Origin of the sequence: Rosenbergiella collisarenosi, assembly GCF_018494085.1 — a bacterium.
Taxonomy (GTDB): Bacteria; Pseudomonadota; Gammaproteobacteria; order Enterobacterales; family Enterobacteriaceae; genus Rosenbergiella; species Rosenbergiella collisarenosi.
In genome coordinates, this window is the sequence record NZ_JABBFP010000006.1 from 25,028 (window position 1) to 50,027 (window position 25,000).

Here is a 25,000-nt window from a genome sequence, read left to right on the forward strand (position 1 = left end):
ATTATGTCTGAAATGACTCCTCGCGAAATCGTTAGCGAACTTAATCGGTTCATCATCGGCCAAGATAACGCCAAGCGCGCGGTCTCTATTGCACTGCGTAACCGCTGGCGCCGTATGCAGCTCAATGACGAACTGCGCCACGAAGTTACCCCGAAAAATATCCTTATGATTGGCCCAACTGGTGTGGGTAAAACAGAAATTGCTCGTCGTCTGGCTAAGCTTGCCAATGCACCGTTCATCAAAGTAGAAGCGACGAAATTTACGGAAGTGGGCTATGTCGGCAAAGAAGTCGATTCCATCATTCGTGACTTGACCGAAGCTGCGGTCAAAATGGTTCGCTCACAAGCTATAGAGAAAAATAAAGCGCGCGCAGTAGAACATGCTGAGGACCGCATTCTCGATGTCCTTATTCCGCCAGCAAAAAACAACTGGGGACAGGCGGACGGCGCTCAAGAAGAGTCATCAACCCGCCAATCTTTTCGTAAGAAACTACGCGAAGGTCAATTAGACGATAAAGAAATCGAAATCGACTTAGCTGCATCGCCGATGGACGTTGAGATCATGGCCCCTCCTGGCATGGAAGAGATGACCAACCAGCTGCAATCTATGTTCCAGAATATGGGCAACCAGAAACAGAAATCGCGTAAGCTAAAAATTAAAGACGCGATGAAATTACTGATTGAAGAAGAAGCCGCACGACTGGTAAACCCGGAAGAGTTAAAACAGCAAGCGATTGAGGCTGTCGAGCAGCACGGTATCGTCTTTATCGATGAAATCGATAAAATCTGTAAACGTGGCGGTCAATCATCAGGTCCGGATGTATCGCGGGAAGGTGTGCAGCGTGATCTGCTGCCGCTCGTTGAGGGGTGTACCGTTTCGACTAAGCATGGCACAGTCAAAACGGACCATATCTTATTCATCGCCTCAGGAGCCTTCCAAGTCGCTAGTCCTTCCGATCTCATTCCTGAGTTACAAGGGCGTTTACCTATTCGCGTTGAATTACAGGCGCTAACGGTTAATGATTTTGAGCGCATTCTTACCGAACCAACGGCTTCCGTTACCGTGCAATATAAAGCACTGATGGAGACCGAGGGCGTACATATTGATTTCACCGATGAGGGTATTCGACGTATTGCGGAAGCTGCATGGCAGGTCAACGAAACGACCGAAAATATCGGTGCGCGCCGCCTCTACACAGTTCTCGAAAAGCTGGTAGAAGATATTTCTTTCGAAGCCAGTGACCGTACTGGCGAGACCGTCACGATCGATGCAGAGTATGTGAGCAAACATCTCGATGTCTTGGTTGCTGATGAAGATCTCAGCCGTTTTATCCTCTAATCCTCTCCCCGACACCCAGAGCAATCTGCTCTGGGTGTCTTCCTCCTCAAGCAGTTAGCCCAAGACCTTTGCCGCATCCCACATAAAGAGATATACTTAGTCCACCTCTGGCAACCAGATGAAACGACTATGAAATATGATACTTCCGAACTCTGTGACATCTACCATGAAGAAGTTAACGTGGTTGAACCCCTATTCTCAAACTTCGGGGCACGCACCTCTTTTGGTGGTCAAATCACAACAGTAAAATGTTTCGAAGATAATGGGCTACTTTACGACCTACTAGAAGAAGACGGCTCAGGTAAAGTTTTACTCGTTGACGGGGGCGGATCAGTAAGACGTGGTCTGGTCGATGCCCAGCTGGCACAAATTGCAGTCAGCAATCAGTGGGAAGGTATTATTGTCTACGGCTCTGTGCGTCAAGTCGACGAATTGTCTGAGTTAGATATTGGTATTCAGGCTATCGCGGCTATTCCTGCGGGAGCCTCTGGTGACGGCGTGGGTGAAAGCGATATTCGCGTTAATTTTGGCGGAGTAACATTCTTCTCTGGAGATTACGTCTACGCTGATAATACCGGTATCATACTTTCTGATACGCCATTAACCGAAGACGAGTAACGGCGATAACGGCGGACAGTGACACTGCCCGCCGAATACGCTTAAACGTCGTCCATCTTACCCAGCAAGGTACGTAAACGTTCTTGCCATTGTGTCTGTTCTTCTTTCAACTGCTGATTTTCACGGCTTAGCGCTTCATGATTACCAACCGCTTGTTGTGCATCTTGCTTAAGCGTGTTGTTTTGTTCTTTTAATTCTTCAATTTCCATTTGTAGCAGGGTAATGGTGTCAATCGCCTGCTGTACCTTTGCTTCCAACTTCTCAAACATTTCAAATGACATTGTTACTCTCTCCAATTAACGCCAGGCGTTGATAATCGCATTCTTTTGATACATCTCACTGATGCACTGTAAAGCTGCGCTGATAGTCCGATTGTATGGAGGCGAGCGATACAAGTCCAGAGGCGAAAACACTTCAAGACTAGTCTGTTCTGTTTCTATCCATTAAAAAGCGCGGATCTGTCATGAAATCTGCGAAAACGCGCATTTTTTATGAGCAAGCACACACTTTTGACGCGCGCTATTTTGCGTTTTTTTTCGTTAACGATAAATTCACAAGAAAAATACATTTGAGAATTTTACGAAACTCAAATACTGTCACTATTATCCCGTCAAGGAATACACTATGAGTAAAACCACTAATACGCTCACCGGTCAGTGTATCGCAGAATTTATCGGCACCGGCTTAATCATCTTCTTCGGCGTCGGCTGTGTTGCAGCATTAAAGCTGGCTGGTGCGAACTTTGGTCAATGGGAAGTCAGTATCGTCTGGGGGCTCGCAGTATCTATGGGTGCCTATGCAAGTGCTGGCGTTTCCGGTGCTCACCTGAATCCAGCGGTAAGCATCGCTCTCTGTGTGTTTGGTAACTTCGAAGCACGTAAGCTTTTCCCCTACATTTTCGCGCAAACCGCTGGCGCGTTTTGCTCGGCGGCATTGGTCTATAGTTTATACCAAAGCCTATTCATCGATTATGAAGCGACTCATCACATTGTCCGGGGATCGATGGAGAGTCTTCCCCTTGCTGGAATCTTCTCTACCTACCCTGATCCGCATCTCTCAATAGCTCAAGCTTTCTTAATTGAAGTGACTATCACCGCGGTATTAATAGGAATGATCATGAGCTTAACGGATGATGGTAATGGTATTCCTCGCGGCCCATTAGCCCCTTTACTTATTGGTTTGTTGGTCGCCGCAATTGGGGCAGCATTTGGTCCATTAACAGGTTTTGCCTTAAACCCTGCTCGTGACTTCGGCCCTAAACTGTTTGCTGATTTGGCTGGATGGGGGCACTTAGCCCTAACCGGTGGTAAAGATATTCCTTACTTCTTAGTCCCTATTTTTGCTCCAATCATCGGCGCATTAGTCGGTGCGTTCATCTACCGCACAATGATTGGCCGTCATCTGCCTCTGGCACACAATATTGAACTTGAACAGGCGCCTATCGAAAAAGCCTCTGTTCAAGAACGTAAAGTCTAATACTCACGGCGAATAGGAACTCACTATGTCTACGAAAGAAAAAAAATATATCGTCGCGCTCGATCAAGGAACCACGAGCTCCAGAGCCGTAATTCTCGACCACGATGCAAACATCATTGCCGTCTCACAGCGTGAGTTTACGCAAATCTACCCAAAGACTGGCTGGGTAGAACACGACCCAATGGATATTTGGGCGACACAAAGCTCAACCTTGGTAGAAGTCTTAGCACACGCAGATATTAGCTCGGACGAAGTGGCCGCCATTGGTATCACTAACCAACGCGAAACAACGATTATTTGGGATAAACAAAGCGGTAAGCCCATCTATAACGCCATCGTATGGCAAGATCCGCGTACCGCCGATTATTGTGCAGGTCTGAAGGATGAGGGTTATGAGGACTATATTCGCGATACCACCGGATTAGTCATCAACCCTTACTTCTCTGGAACAAAGGTGAAGTGGATCCTCGATCATGTCGAAGGTTCACGTGAGCGAGCGAAACGTGGTGAACTTCTGTTTGGTACAGTCGATACTTGGCTCGTCTGGAAAATGACCCAAGGCCGTGTCCATATTACTGATTACACCAATGCTTCACGGACCATGCTCTTTGATATCCATAAGCTGGAATGGGATCAGAAGATGCTAGATCTGCTCGATATCCCGCGGGAGATGTTGCCTGAGGTCAAAGCCTCTTCTGAGGTCTATGGCCAAACGAACATTGGCGGTAAAGGCGGTACGCGTATTCCTATTGCCGGGATAGCCGGAGACCAACAGGCTGCACTCTACGGCCAGCTTTGTGTCCAACCTGGGATGGCGAAGAATACCTACGGTACGGGTTGCTTCATGCTGATGAACACCGGCAAAAAAGCGATCACGTCGAAAAACGGTTTGTTAACCACCATCGCCTGCGGTCCTCGTGGCGAAGTTAACTACGCCTTAGAAGGAGCGGTATTCATCGGCGGCGCATCCATTCAGTGGCTACGCGATGAACTAAAATTATTTAATGATGCCGATGATTCCGAATACTTTGCTAATAAAGTAAAAGATTCTAATGGCGTTTACATGGTGCCCGCTTTTACCGGTCTTGGTGCTCCCTATTGGGACCCCTATGCGCGTGGCGCTATTTTTGGCCTAACTCGTGGGGCAAATTCAAATCATATTATCCGCGCTACGTTGGAGTCTATCGCGTTCCAAACCCGTGATGTCCTCGAAGCGATGCAACATGATGCCAATACACGTCTGCAGACGTTGCGAGTCGATGGTGGCGCAGTAGCCAATAACTTCCTCATGCAGTTCCAAGCAGATATCTTAGGGGCGCATGTTGAACGACCTGAAGTAAAAGAAGTGACGGCGCTTGGCGCTGCATACCTAGCGGGCCTTGCGGTAGGTTTCTGGAGTGACCTTGAGGAAGTCCGCGCTAAAGCTGTGGTGGAAAAAGAGTTCCGTCCGTCGATTGAAACCACCGAGCGTAACTACCGCTACGCCGGCTGGAAGAAAGCCGTCTCTCGCGTTAAAGGCTGGGAAAAAGACGAATAGCACGCAGAGTGCTAAACAATAGCACTCACCGCCTCCCGTCGATGACGGGGGGCATCCCCACCTCCTCAGCCACTATGTTACACTCACCTCCTGTTTTCTCTGACTACCCTGATGACTCAGCATGAAACATACACTCACGTACCCTTTCTACCGCGTCACCGAAGCTGCCGCCATTGCTGGCTTCGCGTGGCTAGGACGCGGTGATAAAAATCTTGCCGACGGTGCAGCCGTAGAGGCAATGCGCCAAGAACTTAACGCCTTACCGATCGACGGAACAATCGTCATTGGTGAAGGTGAGATTGACGAAGCGCCAATGCTCTATATTGGTGAGAAGGTTGGACAAACCCGTGGCCCATCTATCGATATCGCTGTAGACCCGATAGAGGGCACCCGCATGACGGCATGCGGACAAAGCAATGCTCTCTCTGTCATGGCCGTAGCCGAAGCGGGCACTTTGCTGCACGCTCCCGATATGTATATGGAAAAATTAATCGTCGGCCCTAAAGCAACAGGCGTTATTGATTTACACCTCTCCCTAGCAGAGAACCTGCGTCTTATTAGCCAAGCATTGCAAAAACCGTTGAATACCCTAACGATCTCTATTCTCGATAAACCGCGCCACGCTCCCATTATCGCTGACCTACATCGCTTAGGTGTTCGGGTCTTTACCTTTCCCGATGGCGATGTGTCTGCCTCATTATTAACCTGCTTCCCAGACCAACCCATCGATGTCATGTACGGTATTGGCGGCGCACCTGAGGGGGTGATTTCTGCGGCGGCAGTCCGCGCGTTGGGCGGAGATATGCAAGCTCGTCTACTGACTCGTATACAGGTTAAAGGTGCCGGTGATACGCACCATCGTGCGAGTCAGGAAGAGGAGGCGCGTTGCCAAGCCATGGGGCTTACCTTGGGAGAAGTGCTGCGGCTGGATGACCTAGCGAAAAGCGATAATGTTCTCTTTAGTGCAACCGGCATTACTGATGGCGATCTTCTTGCCGGGATCCGCATCACTGAGTCATCAATAACGACTCACAGCCTGGTCATTGATGGCCAACAAAAAACGCTACAGTGGCTGAAAACGGTCAACCCGTTGGCCCGATAACTCGACAACTCACTGGAGGTCATGATGGCAGTATGGTGTACAGGAAAAATTATTGAGGTTAAGCCGTGGACCGACACCCTTTTTAGTTTAATCGTCGATGCCCCCATTGCCCCCTTTACCGCAGGGCAGTTTGCTAAACTCAGTCTTACCTTGGAAGGAGAAACCCTTCAACGTGCCTACTCGTACGTCAACGCTCCTTCTCAGACCCCGCTCGAATTTTATCTCGTTCATGTTCCAGAAGGACGCTTAAGCCCGGCATTATTGGCACTCAAACCGGGGGATGAAGTGTTGGTTACCCAAGAAGCGGCCGGGTATTTTGTCCTAGAAGAGGTGCCCGATGCGAAGGAGCTCTGGATGATTGCCACGGGTACCGCGATCGGTCCGTATCTTTCTATTTTACAGCAAGGGGAAGATTTAGAACGATTCGACACCATTATTCTGGTACATGCTGCCCGCCATGCCGCCGATCTTAGCTATATGCCGTTATTCGAACAGCTTCAGCTGCGTTATGGTGACAAGCTACGGATCCAGACAGTTGTGAGCCGGGAAAATGCTACAGGCAGTTTACGCGGTCGTGTTCCAGCCTTGCTTGATGATGGATCACTAGAAAAGGCTGTTAATACGCAGATCTGCGCCGAGAATAGCCATATTATGATCTGCGGTAACCCCGAGATGGTGAGAGAGACCCAGAAGTACCTTAAAGAACAGCGCGGACTACGTAAGCATCTTCGTAGAAAGCCGGGCCACATCACCAGCGAACACTATTGGTAGCGACCGCCGCTACCCGCCCCCGTGATGCCATCTTTCACCACGGGGGCATCAGATAGTGACTATTTTTTTATTTAAAGCCTGAATAGCGCCTCAGATAAAATTTGATAAAATTCACCGAAAATAGTTACCTTAACTCTAGAATATAAAAATCAATTACCCGCTGTCGCACGAAAGATGAATAACTAAGACAAAAGGATATGTCGATGGAAAATATAAAACCTTAATCGCTAAATAATATTTATGATGGAAATACCAACTCTAATTATGAAGCTGGGGGAACTTGTCATAAATCAAAAAAAAAAGGAGGAGTATACGGCGTCATCGATGCTGGTGGTGCTGGAATATTTGCAGGATTAGTAGCAGGCTCAACCGGCCTATGGGGATGGCAACAGATGTCGTAGCCGGAATGATTAGCGGTCAATGTAGACCGAATAGCTTTGGCAGTGACGGACGACCAAATACTTCTGCTGGAAGACGCTAGGATGCCCAGTGTACCTAGTGATTACAAAAACAGGAGGAGTGAGTAAAATGAGAAAATCACTTTATTATTTATCTTTATTTCTTAGCGGCTTTTATTTATTAAAATTCGCTCATATTTTTGAAATAGATAAATCAAGAACAACTATTGAATCAATATCGAATTATCTAGTAATGATCATTATTCTCGTTGCATTAACTCAGTGGGGGATGAAAGCATATCGATATCTAACAAAATCCTAGCGTCATTACATCACTCTAGCAGGAATATTCTCTTGGTAACGGGTTGAGAGCAACCATCCTTCAAGTACTCTATGATCGCTTAGAATGCACAAAAGTCCCGTGACAGAATCACAGGGCTTTAGTACTCTAATTTAGGTTGCGATCGGGTAAGGATAGACGGCCAGCGTCCCGGCCTTCAACAGAATAACTCAGCATCCAATGGGAATAACAGTTTAACCCGCTCGGGAAAGAAGTGGGCTCTACAAACACTATAAGAGCTAAAAGGTAATATCATGAGATACGTCGCTTTCTTTTTCCTGATTCTGTTGGCCACGGGACTAACCAATCAAGCCGACGCACAGCCTGTATCAATGCCCTTACCTGACACCGCCCCTTACTTGCTTCCTGATGCACCTACCTTCGAACTGACCATCACACAGTTCCGTCAGCAATTTAGTCAGCAATTCCCCACTACGCCTCTGCAAGAGTTTAGGGCCATTAAAACAGGCTCGATGCAGAAACTGGTTACCATTGCCGCAACCAAAATTAGTGAAACAATCTATGCCTCTACCGCCTTAGAAGTGGGTACGGCAAAGATAAAATCTATTCAGCTTACCTGGCTCCCTGTTCCGGGTAATCAGGCCACAGCATCGCGCCAGCAAGCGATGAGTTATATTCTTAATATGATCCATTTTTTCTCACCGCAGCTCACCACCAAGCAATGCCAAGAACATCTAGAGCGGCTATTGACTATCGGTAAAGGAAAAAGCTACACGCTATCGAATGAAGGTCCAGTAAGGTATATTTTGTCTGATAAAGGCGAAGGGGGTATGACCTTTGCTGCAGAACCCGTTAAATTAGTACTTAGTGACGCACAGTGATTGACCGATTTGTGATCCTGAGCAAATGGGCCGATCTGACACTGTTTATAGTGAACCTAGACGCTATTGCACAGCGTAATAGCATTTTACTCAAGCGCGTAATGCGGAGGAAAGCATGCGACATCCATTAGTAATGGGCAATTGGAAACTTAACGGTAGTAAGCAACTCACAGCGGATTTGATCAGTGGGCTGCAGTCGGCACTTACAGAAGTACAGGGCTGTAAAGTCGTTATCGCGCCACCTGCGCTGTATCTCGCTCAAGCGGTCGCAGCCGTGCAAGGCAGCGACATTGGCGTCGGTGCACAGAATATCGATGTAAATCTTTCGGGTGCGTTCACTGGCGAAACCTCTGCAGAAATGGTGAAAGACAATGGTGCGGGCTACGTCATTATTGGCCACTCGGAGCGCCGTACCTATCACCATGAAAGCGATGAGCTGGTTGCCGAAAAGTTCGCCGTTGTCAAACAACAAGGTTTGATCCCTGTCTTGTGTATTGGTGAGACCGAGGCTGAAAACGAAGCAGGAAAAACCGAAGAAGTCTGTGCACGTCAAATTGATGCCGTGATCAAGACTCAAGGTGTCGAGGCATTCCATGGTGCAGTGATTGCCTACGAACCTGTCTGGGCAATCGGTACCGGTAAGTCAGCAACCCCTGCGCAAGCACAAGCGGTACATAAATTTATCCGCACGCATATTGCTAAACAAAGCCCAACAGTCGCGGATCAAGTCATCATTCAATATGGTGGTTCGGTCAACGACAAGAATGCCGCTGAGCTTTTTGGTCAGCCTGATATCGACGGTGCGCTAGTCGGTGGCGCCTCGCTTAAAGCCGATGCGTTTAGTGTTATCGTTAAAGCCGCAGCTGCAGCGAAAGCATAATAATGCCCCTATCGCAGCCTAGTTGCGATAGGGATCCCCCAAAGCCTCACACCGATGATCCTGCAATTCTTCTGCCGAGCCAAGTACACCCTTAGTCCAATCCGTGCGCAGTACCAGAGCCACTAAGCGCCCATCCGCGAGCGTTGTAACCGCTATCCCCTCTCTTCCACTACCGGGGTTAATATCAGGTAATTCGGTTGCTACGCGTTGGAATAGTGACAGTGACCGTAACTGATCTAGTGTTAAGGCGCGTATCCAATACCTATGATTTAACAGCGTATAGCGCTGCCAGTGTTCTGTAATCGTTGATTGTTGTACGGCAAGCTGATGTGCGATATCGCCACGTAGGCAGGACATATGAATATGTAACTGGTTCTGAGAACGGCCCCATTTGGCGTTAATAGCGAGTGATAACAAAGTACTAGGAATGGGCTTGGCCAGCGTACGGCTTAATTGCGGTAATTGCGTCCACGCCAAATAGAAGTAATTAGGTGTTTGCGGTTGTTGAAGTTCGAGACTTTCAACACCTGAGACTTTAGCCGTAGGAATGAGCAAATATTGTACGATGCCGACTTTGTCTTTGAGTAAGGCATAACCCTGACTCAGTTCAACACGTTGACAAGGGCTCGGAACATGTCGCGCTTGCTGATGGGGTACGCACTGTCGACTGACGATAGTCCATAATGCGTTGCTGTTTGCATGAAGGTGATATCCATACCATGCGCCGAGCGCTATAACTACCGTAATGAGTAGCGCACTGAGTCTTTTGATCACTAGCCGATTCATAGGTCCGTATCTCGCCGAGAAGAGTGTACTCAGTGTACGTCTTCCCGGCGAAATGTCAGCGCAAATTACGGCTTCATGATTTGGTCGTAGGTTCCGCCATCGCTGAAGTGTGTTTTCTGCGCGTTCGCCCAGCCGCCGAACTTCTCATCCACGGTGAAGAGGTGAAGAGGTTTGAATACAGACGCATATTTCTTCTCCACAGCGGGATCACGTGGACGATAATAGTTCTGCGCGATGATCTCTTGTCCCTGAGGCGAATAAAGATACTTGAGATAGGCCTCGGCCACCGGACGGGTCCCTTTCTCATCGACAACTTTATCGACGACTGAAACTGTCGGCTCAGCAAGGATGGACTCTTTCGGTGTGATGATCTCGAACTGATCCTTTTTCAGCTTATTGACCGCTAAATAAGCTTCATTCTCCCAAGCAATCAACACATCGCCAATACCGCGCTCAACAAAAGTATTGGTTGCGCCGCGGGCGCCTGAGTCCTGAACTTGAACGTTTTTATAAAGTCCGCGAACAAAAGCTTCTGCCTGCTTGGGATCACCCTTATGGCTGTCTAATGCATAACCCCATGCCGCCAGATAATTCCAACGCGCTCCGCCAGAAGTCTTAGGATTTGGTGTAATAACATTAACACCCGGTTTGATCAGATCATTCCAGTCGTGGATACCTTTGGGGTTACCTTTACGGACGAGAAAAACAATAGTAGAAGTATAAGGGGCTGAATTATCAGGAAGTCTCTTTTGCCATGATTTATCAATACGGCCACGTTGCGCGATGGCATCGACATCAGATTGTAAAGCTAAAGTGACAACATCGGCACGAATACCATTAATGACCGAAGTAGCTTGTTTTCCCGACCCACCGTGTGACTGTCTCACCACAACATTGTCGCCGGTTTTCTGCTTATAGTAAGCCGAGAAAGCCTTATCGTATTGCTCGTAAAACTCTCTGGTAGGATCGTAGGAAACATTTAATAGCTGAAAGTCTTTTGCCAGCACGCTGGCAGATACCATCAGCAAACCTACTCCGAGTTGCCACTTTTTCATAGTCACCCCTTATCGTTTATTACGCGTAGAGTGACATGAGATATCGCAGAACTTAAAGAATAAAAAGTGAATTTTTATATCTCAAAAGCATATAGCTTTGCCGCTTAATACAGTCGCTTCGCGGTTGCCATTAAATCGCCGCGGAAAGGTCTACGCATGTTCTCGATGGCATCAATAATATCGTGATGCACCATACGATCATTTTGTACACCCACACATCGACCGCCAAACCCCTGTAATAATAAGTCCACGGCGTAAGCCCCCATTCTTGAGGCTAGAATTCGGTCGAAGGCACAGGGCGCACCACCACGCTGGATATGGCCCAATACCGTCGCGCGCGTTTCTCTTCCCGTCTCTTTCTCGATATAACGCGCCAACTCGCTACAGTCGCAAATCAGTTCGGTGATCGCGACAATTGCATGCTTCTTCCCTTTTTTAAGGCCAGCTTGAATTTCACTTACCAACTCCTCACGCGTGTAAGGAATTTCAGGAAGCACGACATATTCACAGCCCCCCGCAATCGCGGCTGACAGGGTCAAATCACCACAATGGCGCCCCATCACTTCTACAATGGAAATACGTTGATGTGAGGAGGAGGTATCACGTAGACGGTCAATGGCTTCCACTACCGTTTCGAGAGCGGTTTGGTAGCCGATAGTATAATCGGTACCCGCGACATCGTTGTCGATTGTCCCCGGTAAACCAATGCAAGGAAACCCCATTTCGGTCAGGCGTTTTGCACCCATATAAGAGCCATCGCCGCCGATCACTACCAGCGCATCTAAGCCGCGCTTGCGCATATTATCGATGGCAATCTGGCGAACCGATTCTTCTTTAAACTCAGGGAAGCGTGCCGAGCCTAAAAAAGTTCCCCCCCGATTGATCACATCAGAAACGCTATAGCGATCGAGGCTTAACATCCTGTCTTCATACAATCCAAGGTAGCCATCGTAGATACCAAATAATTCTAAACCTTCCGCGAGGCCAGCACGCACAACGCCACGAATAGCTGCATTCATGCCTGGAGCGTCCCCGCCACTGGTCAGTACACCGATTTTTTTGATCATAGCAACCCCTGGATGATGGATAAAAGATGCAAAGCAAAAAGAAGGAATTAGCCTCGGTCACTACATCGTAGCCGAGACCAAAGACAATAATATAACATACCCCATTGATCGAGTTGACACAGGTCATCGAAACTCGCCGCTGAAGCATGATCTTTTTCGGTAAGGATTAAAAGGTATAACTAAGCCCTACATTAGCCATCAGCGAATAATTCTCAATACCTGCTCCATTCTTCGCTGAATCCTTAATGCCTTCCATGCGGTCGTCGTAGGACATCCGTCCTTTTTTATTAAAGGTCCGTCCCCATGTTCCTTCCCAGTATAGCTTCGCATTATCGGTAAGATAATAACCGGCGTTCAGCGAGAGCGAGGTAAATTTCTGTTTAGAAATCGATGACTTGAAGGTCGTATCGGCGAGATAGTGCTCGTCCGTATCGTTTGCTCGCCCCCAAGCACTATACTTGAACGCGCCACCAAACTCCCATTGTTGATAGCGGTAAGTCGCTAGCATACCAATATAGGGGGTTTTAAAGGTCTGATGATAGGTGATAGCGAGTAAATCATTAGGCAACTCCCCGACTTGGCTACCATTATCGTAGTTGTAGCTCCCCCCGCGAGCGCTAAAGTGATAGCGTGTCTGTTGATAACCACTGAGTACCCCAATACGCGCGTCATCGTTGGATAGAAGCCAGTATTTTAGGCTAATATCAAATTGGTTAGCATCGTTTAACTTGGTATTAGGGTGATGACTCTTTGAGGTCCAACTTTTTTGATCTTCGTCCTCCCAATCGTAATCGTTCATCATCCCACCACGCTTCGCGAGAGTCGTCCATCCCGTAAGGCCCAGTGAGAGTTCTGGTAAGAGTGTCCATTCTATTCCGCCCTTTATGATGGGGGCATTGCGAAATCGCCAATTTAATTGGCTATCTTTATGTCCGTTGTCCGGGTCATAAACACGCTCTTTCGTTTGTGCGGATAGCGTTCCCAGTCCGAAATCTACCGTAACGTCTTGCCAAGAAGGATTATATCGATCCGCGGCAAATACATTAGCCGCGAGGCCACTCCCTAATACAACCATTACTACGCGAGTTATTACTTTCATTATTATCTCATCCTTGTTGATATAAATCCTTTATATTCAGCCAGTTAAATTAGATATTCTCAACTAAATTCTGAGCAATGTTTAGGTTCTATTTAGCTAAATCGCTACCTTCAGAATAGCGTACTGTTTACTTAGCGCAGGCGATCTAGCGAGTCGTAGCGCTCGTTAGGCGTGAATAACGCGGTAAAATTGACTAAAATAGCTCCCTTTCCCTCTGCTTTTTTAGACAAAATACTGCTTCATTAGCAAAGGCTGTGTATAATGGCTCAGATATTGTCCCCGCTCTTTATCTAATCCAAGAAGACTATGGCTCAAGGTACGTTATTTATTGTTTCCGCTCCCAGTGGTGCGGGTAAATCGAGTTTACTCCAAGCGTTGCTGAAAACTCAGCCGTTATACGATACTCAGGTGTCTATTTCCCATACCACGCGCAATATCCGCCCAGGAGAAGTGCAAGGTGAGCACTACCATTTTGTATCCAAAGAAGCATTTACCGCGATGATCGCCGATAATGCCTTTTTCGAGCATGCTGAGGTGTTTGGAAACTATTACGGCACTTCTCGTCATGCCATTGAGCAAGTACTGGCGACCGGAGTGGACGTTTTCTTGGATATCGATTGGCAGGGCGCACAACAAGTTCGTCAACAAATGCCAAATGCGCGGAGTATTTTTATTCTTCCTCCCACGCAAGACGAACTCGACCGCCGCTTACGTGGACGCGGTCAAGATGATCATGACGTCATTGTGTCGAGAATGGCGAAAGCGGTTGATGAAATGAGTCACTATGCCGAATACGATTATTTGATCGTTAATGACGATTTCGATCTCGCACTGTCAGATTTGAAAACCATCATCCGTGCAGAACGTTTACGGATGCATCGCCAAAAATCTCGGCATAGCGCACTTATTAGCAAATTATTGGCAGACTGAACGCGGTTCAGTATCATGCCTTATCTATACAAGATCAGTGGAGTAACACCTATATGGCACGCGTAACCGTACAAGATGCAGTAGAACAAGTAGGCAACCGTTTTGACTTGGTATTGGTCGCGGCTCGTCGCGCACGTCAATTACAAGTTGGCGGTAAAGATGCTCTGGTTCCAGAAGAAAATGATAAGCCAACGGTTATCGCGTTACGTGAAATCGAAGAAGGCTTAATCACTAATGGTATTCTTGATGTGCGTGAGCGCCAAGACCAGCATGAGCAGGAAGCGGCTGAACTCCACGCCGTTAATGCTATCGCCGAAGGCCGTCGTTAATTCTGATAGTGAAGGTAGCCCTTGTATCTGTTTGAAAGCCTTAACCAACTGATTGAGAAATACCTGCCTGAAGAGCATATCTTACGTCTCAAGCAGGCATACCTTGTTGCGCGTGATGCTCACGAAGGACAAACCCGTTCGAGTGGTGAGCCTTATATCACCCACCCAGTAGCTGTCGCCTGTATTTTGGCAGGTATGAAGCTGGATCATGAAACGCTGATGGCGGCCTTGCTGCACGACGTGATCGAAGATACAGCCGTTACTTACCAAGAAATTGAACAGCTATTTGGTGAAAGTGTCGCAGAGTTGGTGGAAGGCGTTTCTAAACTGGATAAATTAAAATTCCGGGATAAGAAAGAAGCTCAAGCAGAAAACTTTCGTAAAATGATCATGGCGATGGTGCAAGACATCCGCGTCATCTTGATCAAACTTGCTGATCGTACGCATAACATGCGTACTCTCGGCTCGTTACGTACCGATAAACGTCGACGGATTGCGCTCGAAACCCTCGAGATTTATAGCCCACTTGCCCACCGTTTAGGTATTCATCACCTAAAAACGGAATTGGAAGAGTTGGGTTTCGAAGCCCTCTACCCTAACCGTTACCGCGTCATCAAAGAAGTGGTGAAAGCAGCACGCGGCAATCGTAAAGAGATGATCCAGCGTATCTTGAGTGAGATCGATGGCCGCCTCCAAGAGGCCGCTATTCCTTGCCGGGTGAGTGGACGCGAGAAACACCTCTATTCGATTTATCGCAAGATGCACCTGAAAGAGCAACGTTTCCATTCCATCATGGATATCTACGCTTTTCGCGTTATCGTCAAAGATATCGATACCTGCTATCGCGTACTGGGCCAAATGCACAGCTTGTTTAAGCCGCGCCCAGGACGGATGAAAGATTATATTGCTATCCCCAAAGCCAACGGCTATCAATCCCTGCACACCTCGATGATTGGGCCGCATGGCGTGCCGGTCGAAGTGCAGATCCGTACTGAAGATATGGATCAAATGGCAGAGATGGGGGTGGCTGCTCATTGGGCGTATAAACAGCAAGGTGAAAGCGTCACCACCGCACAGCTTCGCGCGCAGCGCTGGTTACAAAGCCTAATCGAGTTACAACAAAGTTCGGGTAACTCTTTCGAATTTATCGAGAGCGTTAAATCGGATCTCTTTCCCGATGAAATCTACGTCTTCACCCCAGAGGGGCGGATCGTCGAATTACCTTCAGAAGCGACCCCTGTCGACTTCGCTTATGCGGTCCATACCGACATTGGTCATGCTTGCGTCGGAGCAAGAGTTGATCGCCAGCCCTATCCCCTCTCGCAGCCGTTGACGAGTGGACAGACTATCGAAATCATCACTGCACCTGGGGCGCGACCCAATGCAGCATGGCTAAACTTCGTGGTGAGTTCAAAAGCGCGCGCTAAAATTCGCCAACTGCTTAAGAACCTTAAACGAGAAGACTCTGTTCTACTTGGCCGCCGCCTACTCAGCCACGCGCTGGGGGGAAGTAAAAAACTGGCAGAAGTGCCACAAGAAAATATTCAGCACGAACTTGAGCGTATGAAGCTAGCCAGCTTCGACGACTTATTAGCAGAAATTGGGTTAGGAAATGCCATGAGTGTCGTGGTAGCCAAAAATCTTCTGCCGCAGCCTGAAACCCAAGAACCAACCCCGGCAGGCAACACGAAACGCCATAAGCTACCGATCAAAGGCGCCGAGGGTGTATTAATTACCTTTGCTAAATGCTGTCGACCCATACCCGGTGACCCAATATTGGCACATATCAGTCCCGGTAAAGGGCTGGTCATTCATCACGAATCGTGTCGTAACATTCGCGGCTTTAGTAAAGATGCCGAGAAATTTATGCCTGTAGAATGGGACAGCCATACTGAGCAAGACTTTATCGCCGAGTTAAAGGTCGATATGTTCAATCATCAAGGCGTCTTGGCTAACTTAACCGCGGCTATCAATCAAGAGCGCTCTAATATTCAGAGTCTCAATACTGAAGAGCGTGATGGCCGAGTTTATACCGCTTATTTGCGTCTTACGGTACACGATCGCGTTCATCTGGCGAATATTATGCGTAAATTACGCGTGATGTCGGATGTCATCAAAGTCCAACGTAACCGTAACTAATCCGATGAATAGCCAACGACTTGCTCGAATACAGGAAATGCTGGCACGACGCCAGCCTGACCTAACCGTCTGCCTTGAGCAAGTCCATAAGCCCCATAATATCTCTGCGATTGTACGTACTGCCGATGCGGTCGGCATCCATGATATTCATGCCGTTTGGCCAGACGAACACATGCGTACAGCCGCTTCGTCTTCGGCCGGTAGTAATAATTGGGTGAACGTACACACCCACGAAAGCATAGAGCAAGCCGTGACAGAGTTTACGCGTCAAGGTATGCAGATACTGGCGACTAACCTCAGTGAAAAAGCGATAGATTTCCGCGACATCGACTATACCCGACCCACTTGTATCATCATGGGGCAGGAGAAAACGGGGATCAGTGAGAAGGCATTAGCCCTCGCCGACCATCACGTCGTTATTCCAATGGTAGGGATGGTTCAGTCGTTGAATGTCTCAGTGGCTTCGGCACTTATTCTCTACGAAGCGCAACGTCAGCGGCAGATTGCAGGGTTATACCAACGAGATTATAGCGATATCGACTCGCAGGAGCAGCAGCGCTTACTGTTTGAAGGCGGATACCCGACGCTCGCCCGCGTCGCGAAGCATAAGGGGTTAGCCTACCCGTCTATTGACCAAGCAGGTGAAATTCACGCTGACCAAGCATGGTGGGACAGCATGCAAGCCACGAGAAAACGATGAAAGGCCGCCTGCTTGATGCCATTCCGCTAACCACGTTGACCGGAGTCGGCGCGAGCCAATCAGCAAAATTAGCGAAAATTGGGCTGCATACGCTACAAGACTTATTATTACACCTCCCCTTACGTTATGAAGATCGCACTCACCTCACCGCCATCAATGACTTACAAGCAGGGTCTCATACCACTGTCCGTGGCGAGGTCTTACACAGCGAAATCACCTTCGGTCGGCGTCGTATGCTTGTCTGTCAAATTAGCGATGGTACCGGCAGCCTGACGTTACGCTTTTTCAACTTTAACGCAGGAATGAAAAACGGTCTCGCGGTAGGGAGAAGCATTATCGCCTGGGGTGAAATTCGGCGTGGACAGCGTGGGCCAGAAATCATCCACCCAGAGTATCGCCAGCAGGATGAACAGCAACCCATAGCGCTACAAGAGACGCTGACGCCGGTCTATCCTGCGACCGAAGGCATTCGACAAGCGACGTTACGTAATCTTACCGACCAAGCATTGGTGTTGCTGCAACATAATCCTATTCAAGAGCTACTGCCTGCGGAGCTCTGTCGTGGTCTACTGTCATTAACCGACGCATTACAGCTGCTCCATCGACCGCCTCCTGAATTGCAGTTAGCCGACGTCGAACTAGGCCGTCACCCTGCACAATTACGACTGATTACCGAAGAGTTACTTGCCCATCAGCTGAGTATGTTACAAGCGCGGGCCGGAGTTCAGCAGTATCGAGCCTTATCCTTCAAGCACGACCCTCGATTATCGACACAGTTCTTAAGCAATTTACCTTTTGCACCCACTGCCGCTCAGCAGCGTGTCGTTAAAGAGATCGAACAGGATTTAGCGCATCCTTATCCAATGTTACGTCTAGTACAGGGCGATGTAGGGTCTGGAAAAACCTTGGTGGCTGCATTAGCCGCCTTACAGGTTATTGCCGCCGATCAGCAAGTGGTGATGATGGCACCGACCGAACTTCTTGCCGAACAGCACGCCCTTAACTTTCGTAACTGGTTTGAGCCGCTAGGTATTCAAGTAGGCTGGTTGGCAGGCAAACAGAAAGGGAAAGCGCGTGCGGCTGAGCAAGAGCGGATTGCTCGGGGTGAAGTCCAAATGGTGGTAGGTACCCATGCTCTGTTCCAAGAACATGTCCAATTCCAGCATTTAGCATTGGTGATTATCGATGAACAGCACCGCTTTGGCGTCCATCAGCGTCTCGCTTTATGGGAAAAAGGGCAACAGCAGGGTTTCCATCCCCATCAATTAATTATGACGGCAACACCAATCCCGCGAACCTTAGCGATGACCGCATACGCGGATTTAGAAACCTCGACTATCGATGAATTGCCCCCTGGGCGTACACCGGTGATGACCGTCGCGATCCCCGATTCACGTCGTAGCGAAATTATCTCGCGCGTCGAAAGCGCCTGTGCCGAAGGCCGACAAGCCTACTGGGTCTGTACCTTAATTGAGGAATCAGAACTACTTGAAGCGCAAGCCGCCGAAAACACGTTAATCGAGCTACAGGTCGCCTTACCGGCGATGCGCATTGGTTTAGTACACGGCAGAATGAAACCAGCCGAAAAACAGCAAATTATGCAACAGTTCAAGGGACATGAGCTGGACCTACTCATCGCCACTACGGTCATTGAAGTAGGAGTGGATGTACCAAATGCAAGTTTAATGATTATCGATAATGCTGAGCGCTTGGGCCTAGCTCAATTACACCAATTACGCGGACGCGTGGGTCGCGGCGCCATTGCCTCACACTGTGTCTTGCTCTACAAACCGCCGCTGAGTAAAACGGCGCAAAAACGATTACAGGTTCTGCGCGATACCAACGATGGCTTTATCATTGCGCAGCACGATCTTGAAATACGGGGACCTGGTGAATTACTAGGTACCAAGCAGACCGGTAACGCAGAATTCAAAGTCGTCGATTTAGTGCGCGACCAGCAACTGATCCCTGAAGTACAACGTATTGCTAAACACCTTCACCAGAACTATCCCGAACAGTCGAAAGCATTGGTAGAACGGTGGTTACCCGAGAAAACGCTGTTTAGTAATGTGTAGGTAAGCCGCTACTCACTCACCATAAGCAATCGTTTGCAATCGACGATGACTCGATTAGAATTGCCCTTTTTATTATCCTGCCAGAGAAAAATTATGTCTGCCGAACGTGTCGAACCGACTGAAAACCCGCCACTCGCTCCGCGCAGTGAGCTTATTTATAACTTAGAGGCACGTCCCCCGCTTCCTCAAGCCATCTTCGCGGCGCTACAGCACCTGCTAGCGATGTTCGTCGCGGTGATTACTCCCGCATTGCTGATCTGTAAGGGGTTAAATTTACCGGCAGAAGATACTCGTCATATCTTAAGCATGTCGCTGTTTGCTTCAGGAATCGCCTCCCTGCTCCAAATCAAGACTTGGGGTCCGATTGGCTCCGGGCTCCTCTCGATACAGGGAACCAGTTTTAATTTTGTCTCTCCCCTCATTATGGGAGGGCTTGCTTTGAAGCAGGGAGGCGCAGAACCGTCTTCTATGCTGGCGGCGTTGTTTGGTACCTTGATGCTGGCATCCTGTACCGAAATGGTTATCTCGCGGATACTGCCTTACGTCCAACGCGTGATCACGCCGTTGGTCTCCGGCATCGTGGTCATGATTATCGGCCTTTCATTGATTCAGGTCGGCTTAACCTCGGTGGGCGGCGGCTTTAGCGCTATGGCTGACCATAGCTTCGGCTCGCCAACGAATCTGCTATTGGCTGGCGTCGTGCTCTTGACGATCATCCTACTCAATCGCCAGAAAAATCCTTATCTACGTATCGCGGCCCTCTTTATTGCCATGCTCGTTGGCTATTTACTGGCATGGGCGATGGGGGTTTTACCCAGCGCACTCCCTAGCACTGGTCATGCGCTGGTCATGTGGCCACAGCCATTACGCTACGGGCTCGCGATCGACTGGAATCTATTACTGCCCTTAATGTTAGTCTTTATGGTGACCTCGCTAGAAACGATTGGCGACATCACCGCTACGTCCGACGTCTCAGAACAGCCAGTTAAAGGACCGCTTTATATGCGACGCCTCAAAGGCGGCGTACTCGCCAACGGGGTAAATAGCTGTGTCTCCGCGCTTTTTAATACGTTTCCTAACTCGTGTTTTGGCCAAAATAATGGGGTCATTCAACTCACTGGCGTCGCGAGCCGCTATGTCGGCTTTATTGTCGCCATCATGTTGATGCTACTCGGCCTTTTCCCCTCGGTCAGTGATATCGTACAAAATATTCCTGAACCAGTACTAGGGGGAGCGACCTTGGTCATGTTTGGTACGATTGCCGCCTCAGGCGTACGTATCGTGGCACGCGAAACACTGAACCGCAGAGCAATTATGGTCATGGCGCTATCATTGGGGATAGGGCTAGGTGTCTCGCAACACCCTGAGATCCTACAGTTTGCCCCACAGTGGTTACGCACCCTATTCTCTTCAGGGATCGCCGCAGGAGGCATCACCGCTATCGTATTAAATCTGGTTTTACCCCGCGAGGAGTAAACCTTGATGTACGACTGATTATTGATCCAGATAGTCAGTCGTCGTTGTGTCCCTTGAGATCACTCTATTTTTAAGGCATAACCTACAGTCGGCTCCCAATTAGGAAACCTTGATGAAGTTACTCCTTAAGTTACTTTTGTCTCTTATGTTGCTCCTCCTCATCGTGCTCAGTGTCGGCTATGCCTTCTTACGAAGTCATTGGGGGATTACAACCGTTAGCCGATGGATAAGCGATGCCACGCCTTATCATTTATCAGTTCAACGCTTTACTCACGATTGGTCACACCCCTTACGTTTCGAACTCAATACTGTTACCTTCGGTGAAGATGGCCAACCGGCTCTACTCATTACGGATAAGCTTACTTTAACGCTCACCGCCCATCAGTTGATAAGCCCCTTGCACTTTTCACGCATTACGATTGAGCAAGGTACGCTAGTACTCAGTAATTTAACCCCTGAAGTCACCCTGCCGGTCAGTGCAGACCATTTAGTGCTGCAGGCGGTTAAACTATTGAATCCTTACCCAACCCATTGTCTCTCGGCGAAGAAAATTGATGGCATCTTATCGCCTTGGCAGCCGAGTCAACAGGCTCTATTAGGGAAAAAATTTACCTTTGCTTTCTCTGCACAAATGGTCAATATCGCCCACCAACAGTTCGATAAGCTCGTAGCTACAGGTAATAAAGATCACGAGCGCTTAATAATAAATACCCTATCTGGTGCTGTTGAACGCGGGACCTTCAGCGGACAGCTATCACGATCGGCGGATGGGCAATGGCAGGTCCCCTCCCTTCAGCTCGACAACATTCGTTTTCAAACCACAAAGCGACTTAACGAGCTACTTCGTCCGTTTACACTGGCGGCTATCGAGCTGCATAATCTATCGATTAACCATCTTAGTATCGTTGGTCCCGACTGGGTGATTAACGACCTCTCGGCAACTGGTCAACACCTCGTTAACCCCCCATCCCCCTCCGGTCATTTAGTCGTCGACGCACAAAGCGTGGTGATAGGGACTGAAGAATGGTCCAAGCCTCATCTCACACTCACCGCCCAAAACGATGCGCTTTCGATTGATAAATTTAATGTGGGATGGGCAAGAGGTACGGTCACAGCCCGAGGCCAATGGCAGAAAAGTAGCGGTAATTTATCACTGGACGAGCTTAGCCTTAACGATATTCGCTATACACTACCCGAAAATTGGCGCGCTTTTTTACACACCGAACTCCCGCAGGCAATCAGCTCAATCACCGTAAAAAGCTTTAACTTTAATAATGGATTGTTGATTGATGTTACTCCGCAGTTTCCGTTCCAAATGACTGCAGCGCATATTACTGGCAATCAACTATTACTTGCCGAGCAGCATCGTTGGGGGCTATGGGCAGGCACTGCGGAATACTATGCCGCGGCGGCAACCTTTAATCGCCAAGATGTCCGTGCGTTGTGGTTTACGCTAGAAGCGAATAATGAAACGCTAGTCTTGCGGGATATCAAGTCACTTGTTGATGAAGGCCCAATGGTGGGAAATTTAACCGTTTCGCAGCAGCCCCCTCATACTTTTGCGCTGACATTGCGGGGTGATAAAGTCCCGTATGCGGCACTGACCGCTAGGCTCTGGCCGCAACCGCTATCGGGACGGGGAAGTTTTACTCTCCAATTGAAAGGTGCACTTCCCTCGTTGCTGGAAGCCCCCGCGTATCTTGATGGGACGATAACGACGCCCACCTTTACCCAACGGGTCGCCCCCTAACAAATTAGGCTGGCATTCGCCAGCCTATACTCCTTTTAACGAGGCGCTGAACCCCCCTCTTCCAATGGTTTCTCGGCTTGCGCGGGAAGCACCAGATAGACGCCTTGGAAGACTGCACCTTGGTGATGTTCATCACTCAATATGACGTCTAAGCTTACTCGCGCCTTACGCCCACAGGCAAGACGGTCCAAATCACCTTTCAATGAGCCTAAATCGGCGCTGGCTGTAGGCCGACCCTGCAAGGGCTGGCTATAGCGAATATGCGCATCGGCCAAGACAATCGTTCCCCCAAGCTTGCGCTCTCTGAGTAGTAACCAGATCAGCCCCCAACCGGTTAACGTCGCTAAGGAGAATTGGCTACCAGCAAAGAGCGTATGATGGGGATTTTGATTACCACTTTCCGGCATGGTGGTCATAAACTTCTGACCAGTGTATTGCTGGATCCGTACCCCCATCTTTTCGCTTAGGGGGATATGCTGATACCACGCCTGTTGTAACTGCTCACACCAATCGGCACGATGTAAAATATCGTCCATTGAGGCCATCGGCTTAATCATCAAGAAGTGACGAATACGGGTCGTTTGCGACGTTGTGACTCGCCCTTGATTGATATATCCCAGTTGAGCGAAAAATTCGACGGCATCTTCCCGTGCACTACAGGTCACACGTTTGACCCCTTCTTGTCGTGCGACAGACTCTAAAGTCATAATCAACAGTCGCCCCAGCCCTTTCCCCCGTAGTTCAGGCGCTACAGCCAAGAAGCGGATAGAGGCTTCGTTATCGCCACTAATCGATAAACGTCCAACTCCGACCACCTGATTATCGCCGTCGACCAGCATTTGATGATGCGCAGTAGTATCCCAAGCATCTTGTTCTGACCCCGGTGGCTGATTCAAGGGTTTACGCAGCATCTGCCAACGAAACTGAAAATAATCCGCGAGGTCGCTAGCCGTTTCAGGAACGCGTAATTGATACATCTCTTACCTCCGCCTCAACACTGTAGCCAGAATGTCACCGGCCCGTCATTCGTCAAGGTCACTTGCATATCTGCAGCAAACTGCCCATTCTCGGTTTTTACGCCGCGTTGGCGACAATGCTCGCTAAAAAAGTCATAAAGCTCTCGGGCAGTATTCGCAGCAGCGCCTTTGGAGAACGAGGGACGCATTCCTTTTTGGGTATCGGCGGCAAGCGTAAATTGCGAGACCACTAATAGCTCCCCTGCCACCTGCTGGAGATTCAAGTTCATCTTACCTTGTTCATCGCTAAACACGCGATAACCGATAACCTTATCTGCAAGCTTACTCGCCACCGTCGTGTCATCTCCCTGCTCGACGCCTAGTAGTACTAATAGACCCGCGCCGATTTTACCGATCACGTTATTGTCGACGCTAACTTGCGCGGCAGAAACCCGCTGAATTAATGCAATCATGAAATATCCGCCTGCTGTTGACGCTGACGACGCAGCTTACGGTAATGCTCAAGAGACACCGTAATCTCCGCCCCTAGCAATACGATACACCAAGTCCAATATACCCACAGAAAGAGCATTGGGATCACGGCGAGTACCCCGTAGATCAGCTGATAAGCGGGAAACATCGTGACATAGAGCGTGAAAACTTTTTTACCAATCTCGAATAAAACACCCGCGACTAGCGCCCCGATTAACGCATCCCTTCCTGCAACGCTACAGGTCGGCACCACACTAAATAGTAACCAAAATGCTAGCCAAGAGAGTAATAGGGGGAAGCCGCGCAATACCAGCTGAATGATCTCACTAATACCCGGCATATTGAGCCACTGCGGCGAAAGTAAATAAGAGCTTAAGGCAATACTCGCCCCGGCTAATAGCGGTCCAAGGGTTAAAATCATCCAATAGACGGCGAATGAGAACACGAGCGGTCGCTTGCGCGAGCTCCGCCAGATACTGTTCAACGCACTATCGATGGAGAACATCAATAACAGTGAGGTCACGATTAACCCGATTGCTCCGAACACTGTCATTCGGTGGACATTAACGACAAAACGGTCGATATATTCTTCAATGACATTCCCGGTAGCAGGAACAAAATTTCGGAAAATAAAGTGTCGGATCTCACTGCTAACATCTGAAAAAACAGGAAATGCAGAGAATATGGCGAAAATAACCGTTACAAAGGGTACTAACCCTAACAATGATACAAAGGTCAGGTTACCCGCTTGTACGGTCATATTATCATCGTTAATTCGTCGCCATAACACGCCAAGCCAGCGAAAAAATGATCGGGTCCTTAATTTTACTCGCATAAATAATCA

At 48.7% G+C, this 25,000-nt stretch carries 23 protein-coding genes; 15 read left to right on the plus strand and 8 right to left on the minus strand.

Annotation, left to right across the window (positions count from 1 at the left end):
- Positions 1 to 3 precede the first annotated feature (3 nt).
- Together hslU and rraA are read left to right on the plus strand one after the other, a co-directional pair.
- Positions 4 to 1,338 carry an ATP-dependent protease ATPase subunit HslU gene (hslU, locus tag HGT70_RS10520; protein WP_071432749.1) on the plus strand — a complete coding sequence of 445 codons (1,335 nt, stop codon included), beginning with the start codon at positions 4 to 6 and terminating at the stop codon, positions 1,336 to 1,338.
- A 129-nt stretch (positions 1,339 to 1,467) separates the two neighbouring features.
- Positions 1,468 to 1,956 (plus strand): ribonuclease E activity regulator RraA, encoded by a 489-nt coding sequence (rraA, locus tag HGT70_RS10525; protein ID WP_071432751.1) that lies wholly within the window; start codon positions 1,468 to 1,470, stop codon positions 1,954 to 1,956.
- A gap of 41 nt (positions 1,957 to 1,997) precedes the next feature.
- Here rraA and zapB read toward each other — a convergent pair whose 3' ends face one another.
- Complete coding sequence (gene zapB / locus HGT70_RS10530; RefSeq protein WP_214195794.1) at positions 1,998 to 2,237, minus strand: cell division protein ZapB; 240 nt, start codon at positions 2,235 to 2,237, stop codon at positions 1,998 to 2,000.
- A 343-nt stretch (positions 2,238 to 2,580) separates the two neighbouring features.
- On the opposite strand from zapB, the gene HGT70_RS10535 reads away from it, so the two are divergent.
- From HGT70_RS10535 to tpiA, 6 genes are all read left to right on the plus strand, one after another.
- Complete coding sequence (locus HGT70_RS10535) at positions 2,581 to 3,432, plus strand: MIP/aquaporin family protein (RefSeq protein ID WP_214195795.1); 852 nt, start codon at positions 2,581 to 2,583, stop codon at positions 3,430 to 3,432.
- 25 nt (positions 3,433 to 3,457) lie between these two features.
- Positions 3,458 to 4,969 (plus strand): glycerol kinase GlpK, encoded by a 1,512-nt coding sequence (glpK, locus tag HGT70_RS10540; protein ID WP_214195796.1) that lies wholly within the window; start codon positions 3,458 to 3,460, stop codon positions 4,967 to 4,969.
- A gap of 121 nt (positions 4,970 to 5,090) precedes the next feature.
- Positions 5,091 to 6,071: a class II fructose-bisphosphatase gene (glpX, locus tag HGT70_RS10545; RefSeq protein WP_214195797.1), complete on the plus strand. Its 981-nt coding sequence runs from the start codon at positions 5,091 to 5,093 to the stop codon at positions 6,069 to 6,071.
- A 24-nt stretch (positions 6,072 to 6,095) separates the two neighbouring features.
- On the plus strand, positions 6,096 to 6,842 hold the full coding sequence (gene fpr, locus HGT70_RS10550; protein ID WP_071432761.1) for a ferredoxin--NADP(+) reductase: 747 nt from the start codon (positions 6,096 to 6,098) through the stop codon (positions 6,840 to 6,842).
- A gap of 992 nt (positions 6,843 to 7,834) precedes the next feature.
- The gene (locus HGT70_RS10555) at positions 7,835 to 8,422 is read left to right on the plus strand and encodes a DUF1454 family protein (RefSeq protein WP_071432763.1); all 588 of its coding nucleotides are present in this window, start codon (positions 7,835 to 7,837) and stop codon (positions 8,420 to 8,422) included.
- 115 nt (positions 8,423 to 8,537) lie between these two features.
- Positions 8,538 to 9,302: a triose-phosphate isomerase gene (gene tpiA / locus HGT70_RS10560; protein ID WP_071432765.1), complete on the plus strand. Its 765-nt coding sequence runs from the start codon at positions 8,538 to 8,540 to the stop codon at positions 9,300 to 9,302.
- 18 nt (positions 9,303 to 9,320) lie between these two features.
- Here tpiA and HGT70_RS10565 read toward each other — a convergent pair whose 3' ends face one another.
- The 4 genes from HGT70_RS10565 to HGT70_RS10580 all read right to left on the minus strand — a co-directional run bounded on the left by HGT70_RS10565 (position 9,321) and on the right by HGT70_RS10580 (position 13,309).
- Positions 9,321 to 10,076, minus strand: coding sequence for a CDP-diacylglycerol diphosphatase (locus tag HGT70_RS10565; protein WP_214195798.1), 756 nt, complete (start codon positions 10,074 to 10,076; stop codon positions 9,321 to 9,323).
- Between the two features lie 77 nt (positions 10,077 to 10,153).
- On the minus strand, positions 10,154 to 11,143 hold the full coding sequence (locus HGT70_RS10570; protein ID WP_214195799.1) for a sulfate ABC transporter substrate-binding protein: 990 nt from the start codon (positions 11,141 to 11,143) through the stop codon (positions 10,154 to 10,156).
- A gap of 104 nt (positions 11,144 to 11,247) precedes the next feature.
- Positions 11,248 to 12,210: a 6-phosphofructokinase gene (gene pfkA / locus HGT70_RS10575; RefSeq protein WP_071432770.1), complete on the minus strand. Its 963-nt coding sequence runs from the start codon at positions 12,208 to 12,210 to the stop codon at positions 11,248 to 11,250.
- Positions 12,211 to 12,376: 166 nt separating this feature from the next.
- Complete coding sequence (locus HGT70_RS10580; RefSeq protein WP_214195800.1) at positions 12,377 to 13,309, minus strand: omptin family outer membrane protease; 933 nt, start codon at positions 13,307 to 13,309, stop codon at positions 12,377 to 12,379.
- Positions 13,310 to 13,615: 306 nt separating this feature from the next.
- Here HGT70_RS10580 and gmk point away from each other — a divergent pair, with 306 nt between their 5' ends.
- The 7 genes from gmk (at position 13,616) to HGT70_RS10615 (ending at position 22,708) form a co-directional block, all read left to right on the plus strand.
- Positions 13,616 to 14,239, plus strand: a complete 624-nt coding sequence (gene gmk / locus HGT70_RS10585; RefSeq protein ID WP_071432772.1) for a guanylate kinase — start codon at positions 13,616 to 13,618, stop codon at positions 14,237 to 14,239.
- Positions 14,240 to 14,292: 53 nt separating this feature from the next.
- On the plus strand, positions 14,293 to 14,568 hold the full coding sequence (gene rpoZ, locus HGT70_RS10590) for a DNA-directed RNA polymerase subunit omega (RefSeq protein ID WP_071432774.1): 276 nt from the start codon (positions 14,293 to 14,295) through the stop codon (positions 14,566 to 14,568).
- A 21-nt stretch (positions 14,569 to 14,589) separates the two neighbouring features.
- Positions 14,590 to 16,707, plus strand: coding sequence for a bifunctional GTP diphosphokinase/guanosine-3',5'-bis pyrophosphate 3'-pyrophosphohydrolase (gene spoT / locus HGT70_RS10595; protein WP_071432775.1), 2,118 nt, complete (start codon positions 14,590 to 14,592; stop codon positions 16,705 to 16,707).
- A 4-nt stretch (positions 16,708 to 16,711) separates the two neighbouring features.
- Positions 16,712 to 17,407: a tRNA (guanosine(18)-2'-O)-methyltransferase TrmH gene (trmH, locus tag HGT70_RS10600; protein ID WP_071432778.1), complete on the plus strand. Its 696-nt coding sequence runs from the start codon at positions 16,712 to 16,714 to the stop codon at positions 17,405 to 17,407.
- Entirely contained in the window at positions 17,404 to 19,482 is a 2,079-nt protein-coding gene (recG, locus tag HGT70_RS10605) for an ATP-dependent DNA helicase RecG (RefSeq protein ID WP_214195880.1), read from the plus strand. Before trmH ends, recG begins: the two co-directional genes overlap by 4 nt.
- Positions 19,483 to 19,575: 93 nt before the next feature.
- Positions 19,576 to 20,958 carry a uracil-xanthine permease family protein gene (locus HGT70_RS10610; protein WP_071432782.1) on the plus strand — a complete coding sequence of 461 codons (1,383 nt, stop codon included), beginning with the start codon at positions 19,576 to 19,578 and terminating at the stop codon, positions 20,956 to 20,958.
- A gap of 112 nt (positions 20,959 to 21,070) precedes the next feature.
- Complete coding sequence (locus HGT70_RS10615) at positions 21,071 to 22,708, plus strand: AsmA family protein (protein ID WP_214195801.1); 1,638 nt, start codon at positions 21,071 to 21,073, stop codon at positions 22,706 to 22,708.
- 35 nt (positions 22,709 to 22,743) lie between these two features.
- Here the strand turns inward: HGT70_RS10615 and fabY are convergent, their stop codons facing one another.
- From fabY to HGT70_RS10630, 3 genes are read right to left on the minus strand one after another with little or no spacing between them, the layout of a single operon-like run.
- Positions 22,744 to 23,685: a fatty acid biosynthesis protein FabY gene (gene fabY / locus HGT70_RS10620; protein ID WP_071432786.1), complete on the minus strand. Its 942-nt coding sequence runs from the start codon at positions 23,683 to 23,685 to the stop codon at positions 22,744 to 22,746.
- A gap of 14 nt (positions 23,686 to 23,699) precedes the next feature.
- Complete coding sequence (gene dtd, locus HGT70_RS10625) at positions 23,700 to 24,137, minus strand: D-aminoacyl-tRNA deacylase (protein WP_214195802.1); 438 nt, start codon at positions 24,135 to 24,137, stop codon at positions 23,700 to 23,702.
- Positions 24,134 to 24,991: a virulence factor BrkB family protein gene (locus HGT70_RS10630; RefSeq protein ID WP_071432789.1), complete on the minus strand. Its 858-nt coding sequence runs from the start codon at positions 24,989 to 24,991 to the stop codon at positions 24,134 to 24,136. The genes dtd and HGT70_RS10630 overlap by 4 nt, the downstream gene beginning before the upstream one ends.
- Positions 24,992 to 25,000 lie beyond the last annotated feature (9 nt).